Source organism: Pseudomonas fluorescens (genome assembly GCF_902497625.1).
Taxonomy (GTDB): Bacteria; Pseudomonadota; Gammaproteobacteria; order Pseudomonadales; family Pseudomonadaceae; genus Aquipseudomonas; species Aquipseudomonas fluorescens_BQ.
Genome location: NZ_CABVGX010000002.1, coordinates 175,628 through 190,944, shown reverse-complemented (window position 1 = coordinate 190,944; position 15,317 = coordinate 175,628). Strand labels below are relative to the sequence as shown.

Annotated in this window: 14 protein-coding genes; 6 read left to right on the top strand and 8 right to left on the bottom strand. The window is 60.0% G+C overall.

All coding sequences use genetic code 11. The features are described from left to right. The first annotated feature begins 121 nt into the window (after window positions 1-121). Complete coding sequence (locus F8N12_RS02235) at window positions 122-2,509, top strand: DUF3772 domain-containing protein (RefSeq protein WP_150578971.1); 2,388 nt, start codon at window positions 122-124, stop codon at window positions 2,507-2,509. Between the two features lie 174 nt (window positions 2,510-2,683). Here the strand turns inward: F8N12_RS02235 and F8N12_RS02230 are convergent, their stop codons facing one another. Together F8N12_RS02230 and F8N12_RS02225 are read right to left on the bottom strand one after the other, a co-directional pair. Next, window positions 2,684-3,337, bottom strand: a complete 654-nt coding sequence (locus F8N12_RS02230; RefSeq protein WP_150578970.1) for a peroxiredoxin — start codon at window positions 3,335-3,337, stop codon at window positions 2,684-2,686. Between the two features lie 100 nt (window positions 3,338-3,437). After that, window positions 3,438-4,265, bottom strand: coding sequence for an AraC family transcriptional regulator (locus tag F8N12_RS02225; RefSeq protein ID WP_150578969.1), 828 nt, complete (start codon window positions 4,263-4,265; stop codon window positions 3,438-3,440). A gap of 131 nt (window positions 4,266-4,396) precedes the next feature. Between F8N12_RS02225 and F8N12_RS02220 the strand changes: the two genes are divergently transcribed. Next, complete coding sequence (locus F8N12_RS02220) at window positions 4,397-4,915, top strand: carboxymuconolactone decarboxylase family protein (RefSeq protein WP_150578968.1); 519 nt, start codon at window positions 4,397-4,399, stop codon at window positions 4,913-4,915. An 86-nt stretch (window positions 4,916-5,001) separates the two neighbouring features. On the opposite strand, the gene F8N12_RS02215 is transcribed toward F8N12_RS02220, so the two are convergent. From F8N12_RS02215 to F8N12_RS02205, 3 genes are all read right to left on the bottom strand, one after another. Continuing rightward, window positions 5,002-5,646: a glutamine cyclotransferase gene (locus F8N12_RS02215; RefSeq protein ID WP_150578967.1), complete on the bottom strand. Its 645-nt coding sequence runs from the start codon at window positions 5,644-5,646 to the stop codon at window positions 5,002-5,004. Between the two features lie 35 nt (window positions 5,647-5,681). Next, entirely contained in the window at window positions 5,682-6,902 is a 1,221-nt protein-coding gene (locus tag F8N12_RS02210; RefSeq protein WP_150578966.1) for a helix-turn-helix domain-containing protein, read from the bottom strand. Between the two features lie 617 nt (window positions 6,903-7,519). Beyond that, the gene (locus F8N12_RS02205) at window positions 7,520-8,080 is read right to left on the bottom strand and encodes a MarR family winged helix-turn-helix transcriptional regulator (RefSeq protein ID WP_150578965.1); all 561 of its coding nucleotides are present in this window, start codon (window positions 8,078-8,080) and stop codon (window positions 7,520-7,522) included. Between the two features lie 120 nt (window positions 8,081-8,200). On the opposite strand from F8N12_RS02205, the gene F8N12_RS02200 reads away from it, so the two are divergent. The 4 genes from F8N12_RS02200 to F8N12_RS02185 all read left to right on the top strand — a co-directional run bounded on the left by F8N12_RS02200 (window position 8,201) and on the right by F8N12_RS02185 (window position 10,647). Next, the gene (locus F8N12_RS02200) at window positions 8,201-8,941 is read left to right on the top strand and encodes a hypothetical protein (protein WP_150578964.1); all 741 of its coding nucleotides are present in this window, start codon (window positions 8,201-8,203) and stop codon (window positions 8,939-8,941) included. Next, entirely contained in the window at window positions 8,941-9,201 is a 261-nt protein-coding gene (locus tag F8N12_RS02195; RefSeq protein ID WP_150578963.1) for a DUF2024 family protein, read from the top strand. The genes F8N12_RS02200 and F8N12_RS02195 overlap by 1 nt, the downstream gene beginning before the upstream one ends. 4 nt (window positions 9,202-9,205) lie before the next feature. Next, window positions 9,206-9,484, top strand: coding sequence for a Rho-binding antiterminator (locus F8N12_RS02190; protein WP_150578962.1), 279 nt, complete (start codon window positions 9,206-9,208; stop codon window positions 9,482-9,484). A 767-nt stretch (window positions 9,485-10,251) separates the two neighbouring features. After that, complete coding sequence (locus F8N12_RS02185; RefSeq protein WP_150578961.1) at window positions 10,252-10,647, top strand: hypothetical protein; 396 nt, start codon at window positions 10,252-10,254, stop codon at window positions 10,645-10,647. Here F8N12_RS02185 and F8N12_RS02180 read toward each other — a convergent pair. From F8N12_RS02180 to F8N12_RS02170, 3 genes are all read right to left on the bottom strand, one after another. Further along, complete coding sequence (locus F8N12_RS02180; RefSeq protein WP_150578960.1) at window positions 10,638-12,065, bottom strand: sigma-54-dependent transcriptional regulator; 1,428 nt, start codon at window positions 12,063-12,065, stop codon at window positions 10,638-10,640. The two genes, F8N12_RS02185 and F8N12_RS02180, sit on opposite strands and share 10 nt — an antisense overlap. After that, entirely contained in the window at window positions 12,034-13,524 is a 1,491-nt protein-coding gene (locus F8N12_RS02175; protein ID WP_150578959.1) for an ATP-binding protein, read from the bottom strand. The genes F8N12_RS02180 and F8N12_RS02175 overlap by 32 nt, the downstream gene beginning before the upstream one ends. A 285-nt stretch (window positions 13,525-13,809) precedes the next feature. Further along, on the bottom strand, window positions 13,810-15,282 hold the full coding sequence (locus F8N12_RS02170) for a sensor histidine kinase (RefSeq protein WP_150578958.1): 1,473 nt from the start codon (window positions 15,280-15,282) through the stop codon (window positions 13,810-13,812). Window positions 15,283-15,317 lie beyond the last annotated feature (35 nt).

The following is a 15,317-nucleotide window of genomic DNA, read 5'->3' as shown; positions in this document are numbered from 1 at the left end:
CGTTCCTCAGATCCGATATACGGCACAGGCAGAGTTTTTGCGCCACGGACAAACTTTTATCCTGGCCCTGACAGCTTGACCTAACCTCATAGGCTGGGTGATCAACAAGTCGAGCCATTCCATGCGTCCTGCATTGAACGCCATGATGTTTGTCGTATTCACGCTGTTCGGGATGATCGCCGGACCGCTGTCAGCGGCTGATTTACCTGAAACCGCAACGCCCCGGGCTGCAATCGCGGCATTAGCGGTCTCGCCGGGCGAGTTGCAGGCATTGCAGCTGCGCCTGGACACCCTCAAGCAGCAAATCTCGCTGGTCGACAATTACAACCAACTGGAGGGGCCACAGGATCTGGTGCAGCTATTCATCCTTGATGTAGATCGGCTGGCGGCGGCGCTGCTGCCAGTGCAAAACCAGCTGGGCGCGCAACTGAGTGTACTCGGCCCGGCACCGGACGATGAGGTGGCGGCGGAACAGTCGGATATCGCCGCACAACGGGTCACACTGACCGAGCAGAAAAACAAGGTCGACTCCACCCTTAGAACCCTCACCGCGTTGAAAGGCAGCGCCACTGAACTCATCACTCAAATCGCCGGAATCCGCCGCAATCTGCTGGAAAGCGAACTGACGCTGAGCACCCGCAGTATTCTCAACCCGGGCTTCTGGTGGCCGGTCCTGACTCCTTCAGCGGATGACCGACAGCGCCTTGGCGTGTTCTTTGTACAGGCCAGGCAAGCGCTGCGGCCCGCCTGGCAACCTGGCCAACGTTTGTTTACTTGTGTTTTGTTGATACTGGCGCTTGTGGTGTGGACCCTCGGCCGTCGACTGGCGGAACAGGGTCTGACATGGTTGTGCATTCATCGCGTGCCGGAAGGACGTTTGCGTCGCAGTGCCCTCGCCCTTGCCTGTGTGGTTGCCACGGTGTTGACGGTGGGTGTGGCGTTGCACGTGCTGTTCTACGCGCTCACCCGGGACGATCCGCTGCCGCCGATGCTCACGACGTTTTCCCAGGAGTTCGAAAAACTCGCCTACACCTGCGTACTGATCAGCGCACTCAGCCGCGCGCTGCTCTCGACGCAACATCCGTCCTGGCGTTTGCCGACGATCGCTGACTCGGTGGCGCTGACGCTCAAGCCCTACCCGGACCTGCTCGCCGGGGTGCTGCTGGTCCTGGTAGCGATCATTCAAGTGACCAACGCTGCGGGCGTGAGCAGCGGTCTGGTGATTGCCGGGCGCGGCATCGTGGCATTGATTGTGTTGTCGATTCTGGTGGCTCTGCTGGTGCGGACCGGCAAGGCTCGCCGCCAGGCGGTGGCGTCAGGTGAAACCGCCGAGGCCAGCACCACCTTCGCCGGCCTGCTGTACACCTTCACCGCATTTGCCACGGTGATTGCCCTGTTGGCACTGCTGACCGGCTATATCTCGCTGGCGCGTTTCATCAGCTATGAACTGGTGTGGGGGTTCATCGTTCTCTGCGGTTTCTACCTGCTGATGCAGGTGACCAAGGATGCTTGCGAATACCTGTTCTCGCCAAAGAGCCCCAGCGGCAAATCCGTCAAGCAGGTCATGGGCATCGAGGACCGTCGGCTGGAGCAAATCTCGACCGTGCTCTCGGGCGTCAGTCGGGCCGGGTTGTTGCTGTTGGCTATCGTCACGTTGGTGGTCGGCGGGGTCGGCACGACGCTGGGGCAATTATTGAACAATGTCTTTGCGATCCTTGGCGGCGGAGGCCTGCGCAGACTCAACATTATTCCCGGTCATCTGCTCAATGCGGTGCTCGCGCTGCTGGTGGGCGTGTGGCTGATCCGCTCGCTGGGACGCTGGCTGGATAACGAGTTTCTGCCGAAAACCGATATGGACCCGGGCATGCGCGCCTCGCTCAGCACGTTGTTCGCCAATATCGGTTATGCCCTGGTCATTCTGATGACGCTGTCGTCGCTGGGCGTTGAGTGGACCAACCTGGCCTGGATCGTCAGCGCGTTGTCCGTGGGCATCGGCTTCGGTTTGCAGGAGATTGTGAAGAATTTCGTCTCCGGGCTGATCCTGCTGACCGAACGCCCGGTGAAGGTCGGCGACCTGATCAGCATCAGCGGTGTCGAGGGTGACATTCGGCGAATCAACGTGCGTGCCACGGAAATTCAGCTGGCTGACCGCTCGATCGTGATCGTGCCGAACTCGCAACTGATTTCGCAAAACCTGCGCAACGTCACCCTGGGTGGCAGCGCTCAAGGCGTGGCGTCGCTCGATCTGACGTTCGCGCTGGACATCGATCCCGAGCAGGTCAGGATGCTGCTGTACGACGCGTTCTGCGAACATGAAACCATCCTCGACAAACCCGAACCAATGGTCCGCTTCAGCAAACTTTCGCCTGATGGCATTACGTTGACTGTCACCGGTTACGTCGCCAGCCCGAGAATTGTCGGCACGACCAAGAGTGATTTGTTGTTTGAGATTTTGAAGCGTCTGGGTGCGGCGGGAATTGAGCTGGCGAAACCGGCGGCGATGGTTTGACTATCCACGAACGCCTATAACCCACTGTAGGAGCAGAGCTTGCTCGCGAAGACCGACTGTCAGGCACCCACAAAGTTGAATGCCCTATCGCCTTCGCGGGCAAGCCGGATCGCCGCCCGCGCGCTCCTGCAGGTTTCCCCTGCGTTCACATCATCAGCGCCCGACAGTACGTGATTACTCGGGCTGGGGCACCGTGCGCAAGTACGGTTTCACCGTGGTAAAACCCTGCGGGTATTTCTGTTTGGCATCCTCATCGGACACCGACGTCGGGATAATCACGTCGTCCCCCGGACGCCAGTTCACCGGAGTTGCCACGGTGTGTCTGGCGTTCAACTGAATCGCATCGAGCAAACGCAAGACCTCATCGAAATTGCGTCCCGCGCTCATCGGATAGACCAGCATGGCCTTGATCTTTTTGTCCGGGCCGATGATGAACACCGAGCGAACAGTCGCGTTGTCCACGGCGGTCCGCGCGCCACCGCTGGCATTGGGGTGGATCATGTCGTAGAGCTTGGCCACCACCAGATTTTCGTCGCCGATCATTGGATAGTTGACCGCATGGCCCTGGGTTTCTTCGATGTCCTTGGCCCAGCGGGAGTGATTGCTGACCGGGTCGATACTGAGGCCGACGATCTTGGTGTTGCGTTTGTCGAACTCCGGTTTCAGCCCGGCCATGTAGCCCAGTTCCGTGGTGCAGACCGGAGTGAAATCCTTCGGATGGGAAAACAGGATGGCCCAGGAGTCGCCGATCCACTGGTGGAAATGCAGCGGCCCTTCAGTGCTTTCAACGGTGAAATCCGGTGCCTCGTCGCCAATACGTACCGTCATGCTCGCGCTCCTCGCTCTCTACGGTTGGGAAAACTGCGGAACACCAGTATAGAAGACGTTGGCGCGTTCGCCGGACGAACTGCCAGGTTGCGTGTGAACGTTAGCGGTTCCTCGCATCCTGCGCCCATTCTCGCGGACTTACTCCGGTTTTGCGGCGAAATGCGCGGGCGAGTGCAGAGGGGCTCTCGTAGCCGACCTCGCCTGCGATGAGCGCTATCGATCGCCCTTCGCGCAGGCGTTTCTGCGCCAGACTGACGCGCCAGCTCAGCAGGTAATCGGCCGGAGTCTGCCCGACGACCTGGCGAAAGTAATCGGCAAAACTGGCGCGAGACATGTTCGCGGTGGCCGATAATTCCGCCACCGTCCAGGGCTTGGCAGGAGAATCGTGTATGGCGTTCAGGGCTCGCGCCACCCGCGGATCCGCCAGTCCGGCCAACATGCCGGCCGATTGCACGCGGTGGGTGAGCAGGTGCCGCAACAGCTGGATCACCAGCACTTCGAACAAGCGATCCATCATTGCTTCACGCCCGCAAATGCCGTCGAAGGCTTCTTTGAATAACCACTCCAGTGTGCCGGCGAGTGTCGGCACGTCTTGCAGGTTCAGAATCAGATAATCGGGCAACGCCGCCGCCAGCGCGTTGCCGGCGCCGCCGTCGAACGTCAGCGAGGCGCAGACCAGTTGAGTATCAGTGTGCTCTGATGCAGACAGCCGATGCCGATAAGGCCGGGGGAAAAAAATAAGTGTGGGGGTAGTGAGGGCAATTTCACGCTCATCGGCCAGTTTGACGTTGAGCTCACCGCTGCGCAACAGGTGCAGATGCCCGCCTGATTGACTGCCGTCAAACGCCGTGACGCCGCAGAAATCGCCGCTATGAAAGGTCCCGGCGCTGACGCCGAAATGGCTGAGCAAAGTGGACAAGCGATCCATTGATACAACCCCGAGAGCTTTCTGGACGATCTGTGGCATATCTTCGACGATTTGCAGCCAACAGGCCAGCACCCGTCATTAGGATGAAGCCGTATCCAGCGCATCCCGCGCCTTCATTCCGGAGAATCCCCATGAGCCGCATCCCTACCCTGAACCTTGAACACGCCACCGAGATCACACGCCCCTTGCTGGAAGGCGTGCAGAAGAAAATCGGTTTTTTACCCAATGTTTTCCAGACACTGGCCCATGCGCCGGCCGTGCTCTCGTCTTATATGCAGCAGTCGGCAACGCTGGGTAAAACATCGCTGAGCGCCACTGAGAAAGAGGCGATTTTTCTCGCCACTTCTCAGGTTAACGGCTGTGATTACTGTCTGGCGGCGCACACGATGTTTGCCGGTAAAGCCGGGTTGTCCACCCAGGACATCCTCGCTGCGCGCCAAGGTCATTTGAACGCTTACGCCACCCTCGCCCGGCAGATTACCGAGAGCCGCGGCCATTTGAGCGCTGAACAGATTGAAGCCGCGCGAGCAGCGGGCATCACTGATGCGAAGCTGATCGAAGTGATCGCGCATGTGGCCTCGCAGACACTGACCAATTACCTCAACAACGTCGCATTGACTGACATTGATTTCCCCGCGATCGTTGCCTGATCCGAGCGACATCCCGGAGGCAACTGCCGAAGGCTGCGTCCGGCTCGGATCTTGACCGGGCGCAGCCACCTTGCAGCAACGCGATGTCAGTCCTGCGTAGACCTGGGCCTGCGAACCGCTCTTACTTTTCCACTGCTGCCGCCACCGCAAAAAAACAGCTCTGCGCCGTCGGATTCAAGGCCTGACACACCGATTCCTGCCGGCATCACCAGGCTTTGCAGCACATCGCCAGTCTTGCTATCAAGCTGGCGCAACTCACTCTCTTCGCCTTCCCACGTGCCGTGCCACAAGTGCCCGTCGACCCACGTCACGCCGGTGACAAAGCGATTGCTTTGCAGGGTGCGCAAAATGACGCCGGTGTGCGGGTCGATCTGATGAATCGTGCGATCGCGAAAGCCGCCGACCCACAGCGTTCCCTCAGCCCACGTCAGCCCCGAATCATTGCCACCGCCCGGCGCCGCAATCGTATTGAGCACCTCGCCCGACTGCGGGTCTATTTTTTGAATGCGGTCGGCGGCGATCTGGTACAGAAAGCGTCCATCGAACGCCGTACCTGCATCGGCCACGACGTCAATGAAACGCACTGTCTCGCCGTTGGCCGGGTTGAGTGCGATGAGCTTCTCTCCATTGGCAAACCATACGTACTGCCCGTCCCACGTCACACCGTGCACGGCGTCGACGCCGGCAAAGGGCCCGTACTCGCGGGTGATCTCTGCGCTGGAATGTTTCATGACGACTTCCTCTCTCAGGGTTCGAGGCGCTCATCCTAGTCACTCGGCAGAGGTGCCGGGAGTAACAAGGTCGTCGCGAAACCAGGTATCGGCGGGATCAGCCAGCGCCGCCCTCGCCCGCGTCCCATCGACTGTACCCGACCTGTCTGCGCCATTGCCTCAAGTGCACGCTGCACGCTGCGTTGGCTGATGCCTAGCGCCAGCGCCAAGGCCGAACTGGCCCACGCTTGACCGTCACACAGCAGCGCGAACACCCCGGCGAATTTCTCTTCCACCGGCTGCGCCAACACAATCACCTCTGTCGAGACCAGCGCCACGAGTGCAAAACCGCGCGGGGTCGCATGCACACCCGCCAAAGGTTTGAGCAGCGCCCGCAGTCGACCGATCTCTACCCGCAATCGCGCACGATGGGAATCATCCGTTAGCTTCAAACGAAAGGCTTGAGCAACAAGAATCTCTCTTGACACCTCGCCGGGCCAGGCTGTTGCCAACGTTCGCAGCAAGGTGAACAGGACCGGACGTTGCGCCAGGGAAACCGACATACCCACCCCACGCACCGCGTAACGACACGCATCGACCACCAGCGCGCTCGAGCCCAGCACGCCTTCGACCTCCTCCAGCAGCAGCGACCGCTCCTGCCCCTTGCAGATCAGTCGCGCAGCCGGGCTGGCTAAAATGCTTGCCGCGTTTTCGACCTCGGCCGCCAGCGCCGGAATCCCCGCCTGAGCGGCGGCCTGCGCAGCGCGTGCCAGGGCGGCGTGAGCCGAATGCGCATGCAGACGTCGGATGGCGATACCAACCAGAACCAATTCGTGTGCGGCTCGCAGTACCGGAGGCAGAAATGCGGGGTATTGGGCGGCCAGCAACATCTCCGCTTCATCAAGCCGACCGATCAACAGCAATCGACGGATCTGTAAATACCGTGCCTGGGCAGCGTTGACGCAGTCTCCGTGGGCTTCAAGCGCGACCCGTGCGGCTTCCAGTGTTTTGATCGGCCAGGTCAGATCCCGTGCTGCGAGGGCGATTTCAGCTTCAGCCACAACACACCTCGCCCGCGCCACGATTTCTCTGGGCGAGAAAGCCTGGGCAGCACGCTTGAGCAGCGTTTTGGCGCGCAGCAGGTCGCCCAGTTGTGCCATGGCGATACCGCGCAAAGCCAGCGCGGGCGCATCGTCGCGCAGTGCGATCCGGTCCAGGGCTGCAAGCGGGTCGCCCTTCGCCAAGTCCCGCGCCGCCGCTGTAATCAACGAGTCCATTGCCATCTCGCCACGCTTGTCACTCCCGCTAGCTCTTGTTGAGTCTAATCGACGATTTCAAAACAGGAACGCTGGACGGGGATGAGCGCGGTTTCTCGGTTTCTCTCGACGATTTACGGGGGCAAGCCCCCTCGCCACAAAAGCTCTCAAGCATTCTGGCGGGGACGCATTCCCGTAGCAGGTGGCGAAGCCTGCGTCTGAGCCAGCCAATTTCCTGTAGCAGCTGGCGAAGCCTGCGTCTGAGCCAGCCGAATTCCTGTAGCAGCTGGCGAAGCCTGCGTCTGAGCCAGCCACATTCCCGTAGCAGCTGGCGAAGCCTGCGTCTGAGCCGGCCACATTCCTGTAGCAGCTGGCGAAGCCTGCGTCTGAGCCAGCCAAATTCCTGTAGCAGCTGGCGAAGCCTGCGTCTGAGCCAGCCAATTTCCTGTAGCAGCTGGCGAAGCCTGCGTCTGAGCCAGCCAAATTCCTGTAGCAGCTGGCGAAGCCTGCGTCTGAGCCAGCCAAATTCCCGTAGCAGCTGGCGAAGCCTGCGTCTGAGCCAGCCAAATTCCTGTAGCAGCTGGCGAAGCCTGCGTCTGAGCGGACGCAGGCTTCGCCAGCTGCTACAGGGTGTAGTTTTATTCTTCGCTCGTTTCCGGCAACCGGTGTTCGCGACAGATCAGGTCGACTTCGATCATTTCCAGGGGCTCCTCGGTCAGCCCGCAAAAAGATCCGCCGGCCACCGTGCGATGAAAGCGGCAACTGCGGCAGAGCCCGAAGCTGGGCACATTTTCGCCGCGCTGGATGTTCCTCAACAGGTCCAGCAGCAAGCCCTCCAGCTCCTCCGAATGCGTGCCCATCCGCCGGGCTGCAGCGACCAGGAAATCGGGCGGTATCACCGCGTCCAGCAACGCCCGGGCGGGCGGCGTCAGGACCAGATGCACACTGCGTTTGTCCCGGGCATCCTGGGTTTTGGTCAGCAGTCCTTTGGCTTCCAGTGCTTTCAGCGATTGCGACACCGTGCCTTTGGTCAGACCGAGGTACTCGGTGACCGCCAACGGAGTGTTCGAATAGCGATTGCAGCGCCCGAGGTACATCAGCGCACTCAGCTGAATCGGCTGCAATTCAGACAACTGCGGATGCTCGCGGAACCACACACGCGTCAGGCTTGAGAGCCTTTCCAGCAAATCGAATAGCACGGTGACGCCCCAATCAAAAACATTGATTAATAGTATCGGATAAAAACCATATTGACAAAATCCGGCGATTCCGTAGGATTTATTGTGTCGATTCGAAACTTAATCCGAGACGGAGCAATCATGAAAACCACACTCGCAGTGACCCTCGCCTCCCTGCTGGCTTCGCAGGCATGGGCCCACGACTCAGGCGGCATCCACAGTGAAAAGGGCAAGGCAGACGCCGCGTTCGACCTGGTGCATACGCGGGTCTTCACGGAAGGGAACAATCTGGTGTTTGAGCAGTTGGTCGACGGCAAGGCCGGGAGTCGGGTGCCGGCTGCCAAGGGCGCTTTTGCCGGTGCCGAAGTTTACAGCTATGTCTGGCCCACCAGCCTGGACAGCTCCGCAGTCGGCTTCGAGGCCAAGTCGGGCATTCTCGCGTTGGCCCTGACCTCGCACCCGGACTTCGATGACACGCCGCAGCTGGACGAAAACAAGGACGGCAAGAAAGACAACGACGGCGGTCTCTGGCACTCGCACTGGGTGGTGCTGACCAAGGACGAAAGCTGCGGCCCCGGGGGTCTCAAGGTGCGCGACATTGCCAAAGACGCCAAACCGAAACTGCCGGCGACCTGGCCGGGCGCGCCGATCTACATCGACTCTCCGGGCTACGACCTGAGCGTGGCGAAAGACGCCGCGCAGATCCGCGTACCGCTGGCCGCCGTGGGTTTCCCGGAAAGCTTCAACTATGACGGCGTTACTGCCGCACTCAAGGTCAACGCCGACCTGCACAACCCGCTGCTCTGCGTCAGCAGCGTCTACGACGTCGCCTCGGGTGACCTGTCCCTGCCGGGCACCTGGAAACTGAAGGAGAGCAAATAATGACCGTTAAAGTATTCGACACTCACGTGCGCACCAAGGAAGGCCGCTATCTGCATTTCGATGTCCTGATCGCCAGCAATGACACCGAACTGGCCAAATCCTACGCGCGCAGGTTCCTTGATGAACAAGGCGTACAGGAAGAAGATATTGCGCTGAATGAGTGCCGGTTCTGCCACGTCGAACCGACCAATCCGCTGGTGGCCGAGGCGATCAGCAAGCACGGTCACTTCATCATCAAGCTGCAGGGTTGCCGGGAGTAACGTCATGAACGCGTATCAGCCTTTGAATTGCGACCTCCACGATTACCTGGAAATCGCGTGCCTGCGCGGCTATCGACTGGACATCGAGTTGATCGACGGCGCTCGTCTGGTCGCCAAAGCGCTGACTACGCGGACTTCCAGTACGAAAGAGGAATTCCTGTGCCTGGAGACGGTGGATGGCCCGGCGGAGATCCGCCTGGATCAACTATTGGCCATCACACCGTTGAATGACAACGCACAGTTCAAGCGTGTGGAACTTGCGGGTGCCAGCTGTTCTATCTAGCGTTTGCCATGCAACGGACTCCAGCCCGCCTCCAGATTTTGGAGGCGGGCTTTCTTGCGAATGCGATTGGGGATTCAGCTTTGTGGGTGCCTGGCAGTCAGTCATCGCGGGCAAGCCGCGCTCCCACAAGAATTTTATGCCGACCACTCCATGCTCCGACCCAAATCTCCTGTGGGAGCGTGGCTTGCCCGCGATGGCATCGACGCGGTCCGGTTGATGCACCGCGGCGCCTGCATCGCGAGCAAGCTTCGCTCCTGCAAGAATTTGATGCCGATCACTCAACTATGCTCCGATCCAGATCTCCTGTGGGAGCGAGGCTTGCCCGCGATGGCATCGACGCGGTCCGGTTGATGCACCGCGGCGCCTGCATCGCGACCAAGCTTCGCTCCTGCAAGAATTTGATGCCGATCACTCAACTATGCTCCGACCCAGATCTCCTGTGGGAGCGTGGCTTGCCCGCGATGGCATCGACGCCATCTGGTTGATGCACCGCGGCGCCTGCATCGCGAGCAAGCTTCGCTCCTGCAAGAATTTGATGCCGATCACTCAACTATGCTCCGACCCAGATTTCCTGTGGGAGCGTGGCTTGCCCGCGATGGCATCGACGCGGTCCGGTTGATGCACCGCGGCGCCTGCATCGCGAGCAAGCTTCGCTTCTGCAAGGGGCCATTGTGGAATGGGCGGCCATTGCAGGCATCGCCGGCGGCGGCGGTCTATAGTTAATGGCCTTGGGGAAACGCGCAAAATCCGATGCCGCAGGTGCTGCCATGAAACCCACTGAACTGACGTTGCTGCTTGCTTTCACCTTGAGCACAACGGCCACCGCATACGCTGGTGAAAGCCTGACACCGACGACTGACTACAGCAGTGACTTCCTTTATTACGGCGACAACCAACCCTTCGCTCACCCCGCTCCGCCGAGCCTGAGTACTGTGCCGCCGCGCACGTACATTCCGACGGCGCCGCAGGATTTCACCCCGATTGCCAGTGAGCACGTATTCACCGATTCACGTCTGCCGACGGTGGCCGACACCAGCGTTCGCGTGTTCATTCGTTCCTACGACGTGGAGCGCGGCGTGTACGTCAACGAAGAGGTCGTCGAGCCGGCATGCCTGCTGGCGTGCCTCAGCCGCCAGGGCCCGGTGGATCCGGTTTACCACTGACGTTTGTCCGGGCGCGCGAGGCCGAGTTTTTCGATGCGATAACGCAGCATGTCGCGACTCAGGCCCAGCAGCCGTGCGGATTTGGTGACGTTCCAGTCGGTCTTGTCGAGCATCTTGCGCACCATGTCGCGCTCGACTTCCGGCAGGTTCGTCGATTCGTTGCCGGTGTACACCGGACGTGGCTCGTGGTGCTGGGCTTCCTGCATCACGGGCGGATCGTCCACCAGGCTCAGGCAGACGTTCAACTGGTGCGCGGCGATGGTATCGCTCTGCGCCAGCAGCACGGTTTGCTCAAGCATGTTGCGCAATTCGCGGACGTTGCCCGGCCAGGTGTAGCTGAGCAGCAGCGATTCGGCCTGATCGCTGAAATGCAGGTGCGGTTTGCCATACCGTTTGCCGTGGATCGCCAGGAAATGCCGGGCCAGCACCAGAATGTCTTCACCCCGCGCGTATAGCCGCGGCACTTTGATCGAGATGATGCGCAGGCGGAAGAACAGGTCACGACGGAATTTGCCCTGCTGGACCATTTGCTCAAGATTACAGTTGGTGGCGCTGATCACCCGCAAATCGACCTTGCGCTCCTTCACCGAACCGACCCGGCGGATGGTCCGGTCTTCCAGCAGCTTCAGCAGTTTGGCCTGCAGGAGCAGGTCCATCTCGCCCACTTCATCGAGAAACAGCGTGCCGCCATCCGCCGCTTCGACCAGTCCCACGCGACGGTCCTTGGCATCGGTGAATGCACCTTTCTCGTGGCCGAACAGCTCCGACTCCACCAGATTGGAAGGGATCGACGCGCAGTTGAACTCAATGAACGGGCCTTTGCTGCGCGGACCGTCAAAGTGCAAAGCGCGGGCGACCAGTTCCTTGCCGGTGCCCGTCTCGCCTTCCACCAGCACGGGCGGCAAATCGGTGTTGGCCATCCGCCGCTCTGCGTCGAGCAATTGGCCAATGGTGCTTTTCAGGTATTGCATGGGCGCCGAGTCGCCGATCAACGCCTGGATGCCCGACTTCTGCGCCTCGCGCTCCTGATAAAACGACAGCGTGCGTTCCATACGCTCGGTGGCCAGGGCCTTGTCCAGCAACAGCTTGAGCTCCGGCAGCGCCACCGGTTTGGTGACGTAATGGAACGCGCCTTCTTTCATCGCCACCACGGCGTCTTCGACATTGCCGTAACCGGTCATCATGATCACTTTCAGATCCGGCGCGCTGATGCGCAGCTTCTGGATCAGGTCGTGGCCGCTCATGCCTGGCAGCGAATTGTCAGTCAGCACCACGTCGGGCGCGAAGGTGTTCAATTGCTCCAATGCATCCTCAGCCGAGTGGCAAACCGTGACCTCGAAGTCTTTGCGCTCCAGGTAGGTCTGAATGTTCTCGGCGAGCAGTTCGTCATCCTCGACCAGCAATATGCTGCGCTCCATATTCCCCTCCCGTTGCCACCATAAAATTGAGACTGACGCGGGTTCCTTCCTGCTCCTGGCTGGTCAATGCGACCGAGCCTTCGAACCGCTCCATGATGCGTTTGACCAGGGCCAGGCCAACGCCCAACCCGCCCTGCTTGGTCGTGAAAAACGGTTTGAAGACCATCTGCTGATGCTGTTTGCTCATGCCTTTGCCGGTGTCGCTCAGGGTCATGCTCACCTGCCCCGAATGCGCAGCATGGACCGTGATGGTCAGCACCCCACCGTCGGGCATGGCTTCCAGCGCGTTGGCAAACAGGCTGTTGAGAATTTGCGTGAGCAGCACGCGCTGGCTGACCACCGGCGGACAGGCCTGCGGCGTGAAGCGCACTTCGACGTTCGAGCGTTGAATCAGCGCCGTGAAGGCACTCAGGGTGTCTTCGATGGCCAGCACCAGATTGACCGCTTCGTGGTCGTCGTTCATCGGTCGCAGCGACACCAGCAGCTCGCGAACCCAGCGCGACATGCGATCGACCTGCTGGATGATGTCGCCGATATTCTTCTGTGAGCTCTGGCTGGCGATCTCCTGAGCGAGTTCGGCGCTCGAACGAATGTTCGCCAGCGGATTACGCAAACTGTGCGCCACCGCCGAGGACATCTCGCCCAGCGCTACAAACGTCTCATTGGTGATCAGCTGATTCTGCTGGCTTTCCAGCAGTTTGGCGGCGCGCCGGACAATCCAGAACAGCGCCAGGTAGATCGCCGCACCGCCGAGCACGGTCGCGAACCAGATCGCCTTGAACCCACGCTGGATGCGCGCGACCAGGTCTTTGGGCTCCTTGTAGATTTCGACCATCGCCATCACTTTGCTTTTGTCGGCGTTGAACATCGGAATGTAGTTTTCGATGAACAGATAATCCGGTTCGCGCAACAGCCGCTGTTCGGGGCGGTCATCGACGATTTCATGGTAGCTGGTGGAGACCGATTCTTTCATGGCGAAGGACTCCTCCAGCTCTTCATCGTCCTTGATATGCAGGCCAATCAACTCAGGGTTGGTGGACCAGACAATGGTGCGATCTTGTGCATAAACCGTCGCCAACAAAATGTCCGGCAGGTGTTCCACATGATCGAGAAACTCGATGCGGGCGGACGCGCGGTTGGCCGGTTCGACGTCGGGATAATCATGGTCGTTGCGAGGGTCGAGCATTTCGCCCATGGTTCTGTCGGGGCTGATCGCGGCATGCCGGATTTCGGCATCGCCCATGGCCTGGATGAATTGCGCGGTCAACATGGAGTCGCGCTCGACGCTTTCGGTCACCACGAAACGCGTGGAAATGTAGCCGAGGCCCAGCGCCACGGCGGCGATGATGAAAAAGCTGCCGAAGGAAAACCAGCGCAGCAGATTGAACCGTCCACACCAGCCCGGGCCTTGGGCCATCAGCCTGGCAAACGCAGGAAATCGTCGTTCCAGTCTCTGCATGAGGTGTGTCCTGAATGCGCTATCCAAACCCTTGCAGCCTTGTTTCGGTTCAGTGTAGGTGGCATTTAACGTGACGGACGGTTCAAATGATGGTATTTCGCCGCTATCGCTCACCCGGTAGGCACCAGTCGAAACAATCGATTGGAGAGCGCTGGCTTGCTGAGACGCTTGCAATTCCCTCGCCAAGCGGCAGACGCGCTTTTGAAATGAATTAATTTCAAGGCAAACAGTGGGTTATGGAATCAACGATCGCGTGGCCCCGCATGATCGGGGCTGGATTCCCCACTATCGGGGCAAACCTGACCCGTTTTCAGGGAGGCGTTTGAACGTCAGTTGCACACGGGTTCCCTCACCTTCACTGCTTTGCAGGCTGACCGTGCCGCCGCAGCGTTCCATGATCCGCTTGACCAGCACCAGACCGACGCCGAGACCGCCCTGTTTGGTGGTGAAAAACGGTCGGAAAGCCATGCGGCGTTGCTCTTCGTTCATGCCTTTGCCGGTGTCGCTCACTATCACGCTCACGTGCTGGGCATCGCTCGATTCCAAGGTGATGGTCAGCGTGCCGTCCTTGTCCATGGCCTCCACTGCGTTGGCCAGCAAGCTGTTGAGAATCTGTGTCAGTTGCACCTGCTGACTGAGGACCATCGGCGTCTGTTCAGGCTCAAAGACCACCCGCACCCCGGCCTTGGCGATCTGCAGTTCGAAGGCCATCAGGCTGTCGTGCAGCGCCGCCACCAGATTGACCGGTTCAGCCTCGTCATGCATCGGTCGCAGCGACTGCAACAACTCCCGGACCCACTTCGACATGCGATCAACCTGGCCGATGATGTCGTTGATGTTTTTCTGTGCCGGGCCGCTGTCGAATTCAAGGGCCAGCTCGGCGCTGGAGCGAATGGTCGCCAGCGGGTTGCGCAAACTGTGCGCGACCGCGGAGGACATCTCGCCGAGCGCGACAAAGGTTTCATTGGTGATCAGCTGCTTTTGTTGCGCCGCCAACAACATCGCCGCGCGCCGCACTATCCAGTACAGCCCCAGGTAAATCAGCCCGCCGCCCAGCGCGGTGGCGAGCCAGATCAGCACCAGGCCGCGCTCCATGCGATCAATCAGGTCCTTGGGCTCCTTGTAGATCTCGACCATCGCCGTGACCGTGTTGCCGTCGGCATCGAACAGCGGAATGTAGTTCTCGATAAAGATGTAGTCCGGCGGGGTGACAAACTTCTGCTCCATGCGGGTTTTGTCGATGCTGTGGTAACTGGCCGACACGGCGGTTTTCGAAGCAAACGCATGGTCGAGGTCTTCATCGGTATGAATCGTGGTGCCCATCAGCGCCGGATTGGTCGACCAGATCACCATGCGATCAGGCGCGTAAATATTGGCCAGGATTACGTCCGGCAGGTGTTCGATATGGTCGAGAAATTCACCGCGCGCACTGGCGCGGGCCAACGGGTCGACATCGGCATAATCGCGATCTTTGCGCGGATCAAGCAATTCACCCATCGTGCGGACGTTGGGAATCGACACATGGCGCACTTCCGCCGACGCGATGGCGCCGATGAACTGTGAAGTGAGCAACGCATCACGCTGCACACTCTCGGTGATTACGAACCGCGTGGACACGGCGCCCAACGCCACGGCCACCGTACCGATCACCGCCATGCTGATCAGCGAAAACCAGCGCAACAGATTGAACGGCTGCTTGCTCGGGCTCAGCTGATGGTCACGCTCACCGGAAGGCAGCGCTTGCGTCGACGTATTCATGGTCGATGTTCCCGACGATTCCCCAATAGGGTTAT

Excerpts from the sequence above, each read along its gene's own strand:
- F8N12_RS02170 (WP_150578958.1), bottom strand. The coding sequence starts at position 15,282 with ATGAATACGTCGACGCAAGCGCTGCCTTCCGGTGAGCGTGACCATCAG.
- F8N12_RS02225 (WP_150578969.1), bottom strand. The coding sequence starts at position 4,265 with ATGGATCGCTTGTCCACTTTGCTCAGCCATTTCGGCGTCAGCGCCGGG.
- F8N12_RS02175 (WP_150578959.1), bottom strand. The coding sequence starts at position 13,524 with ATGCAGAGACTGGAACGACGATTTCCTGCGTTTGCCAGGCTGATGGCC.
- F8N12_RS02215 (WP_150578967.1), bottom strand. The coding sequence starts at position 5,646 with ATGAAACATTCCAGCGCAGAGATCACCCGCGAGTACGGGCCCTTTGCC.
- F8N12_RS02195 (WP_150578963.1), top strand. The coding sequence starts at position 8,941 with ATGACCGTTAAAGTATTCGACACTCACGTGCGCACCAAGGAAGGCCGC.
- F8N12_RS02235 (WP_150578971.1), top strand. The coding sequence starts at position 122 with ATGCGTCCTGCATTGAACGCCATGATGTTTGTCGTATTCACGCTGTTC.
- F8N12_RS02230 (WP_150578970.1), bottom strand. The coding sequence starts at position 3,337 with ATGACGGTACGTATTGGCGACGAGGCACCGGATTTCACCGTTGAAAGC.
- F8N12_RS02190 (WP_150578962.1), top strand. The coding sequence starts at position 9,206 with ATGAACGCGTATCAGCCTTTGAATTGCGACCTCCACGATTACCTGGAA.
- F8N12_RS02210 (WP_150578966.1), bottom strand. The coding sequence starts at position 6,902 with ATGGACTCGTTGATTACAGCGGCGGCGCGGGACTTGGCGAAGGGCGAC.
- F8N12_RS02200 (WP_150578964.1), top strand. The coding sequence starts at position 8,201 with ATGAAAACCACACTCGCAGTGACCCTCGCCTCCCTGCTGGCTTCGCAG.
- F8N12_RS02185 (WP_150578961.1), top strand. The coding sequence starts at position 10,252 with ATGAAACCCACTGAACTGACGTTGCTGCTTGCTTTCACCTTGAGCACA.
- F8N12_RS02180 (WP_150578960.1), bottom strand. The coding sequence starts at position 12,065 with ATGGAGCGCAGCATATTGCTGGTCGAGGATGACGAACTGCTCGCCGAG.
- F8N12_RS02220 (WP_150578968.1), top strand. The coding sequence starts at position 4,397 with ATGAGCCGCATCCCTACCCTGAACCTTGAACACGCCACCGAGATCACA.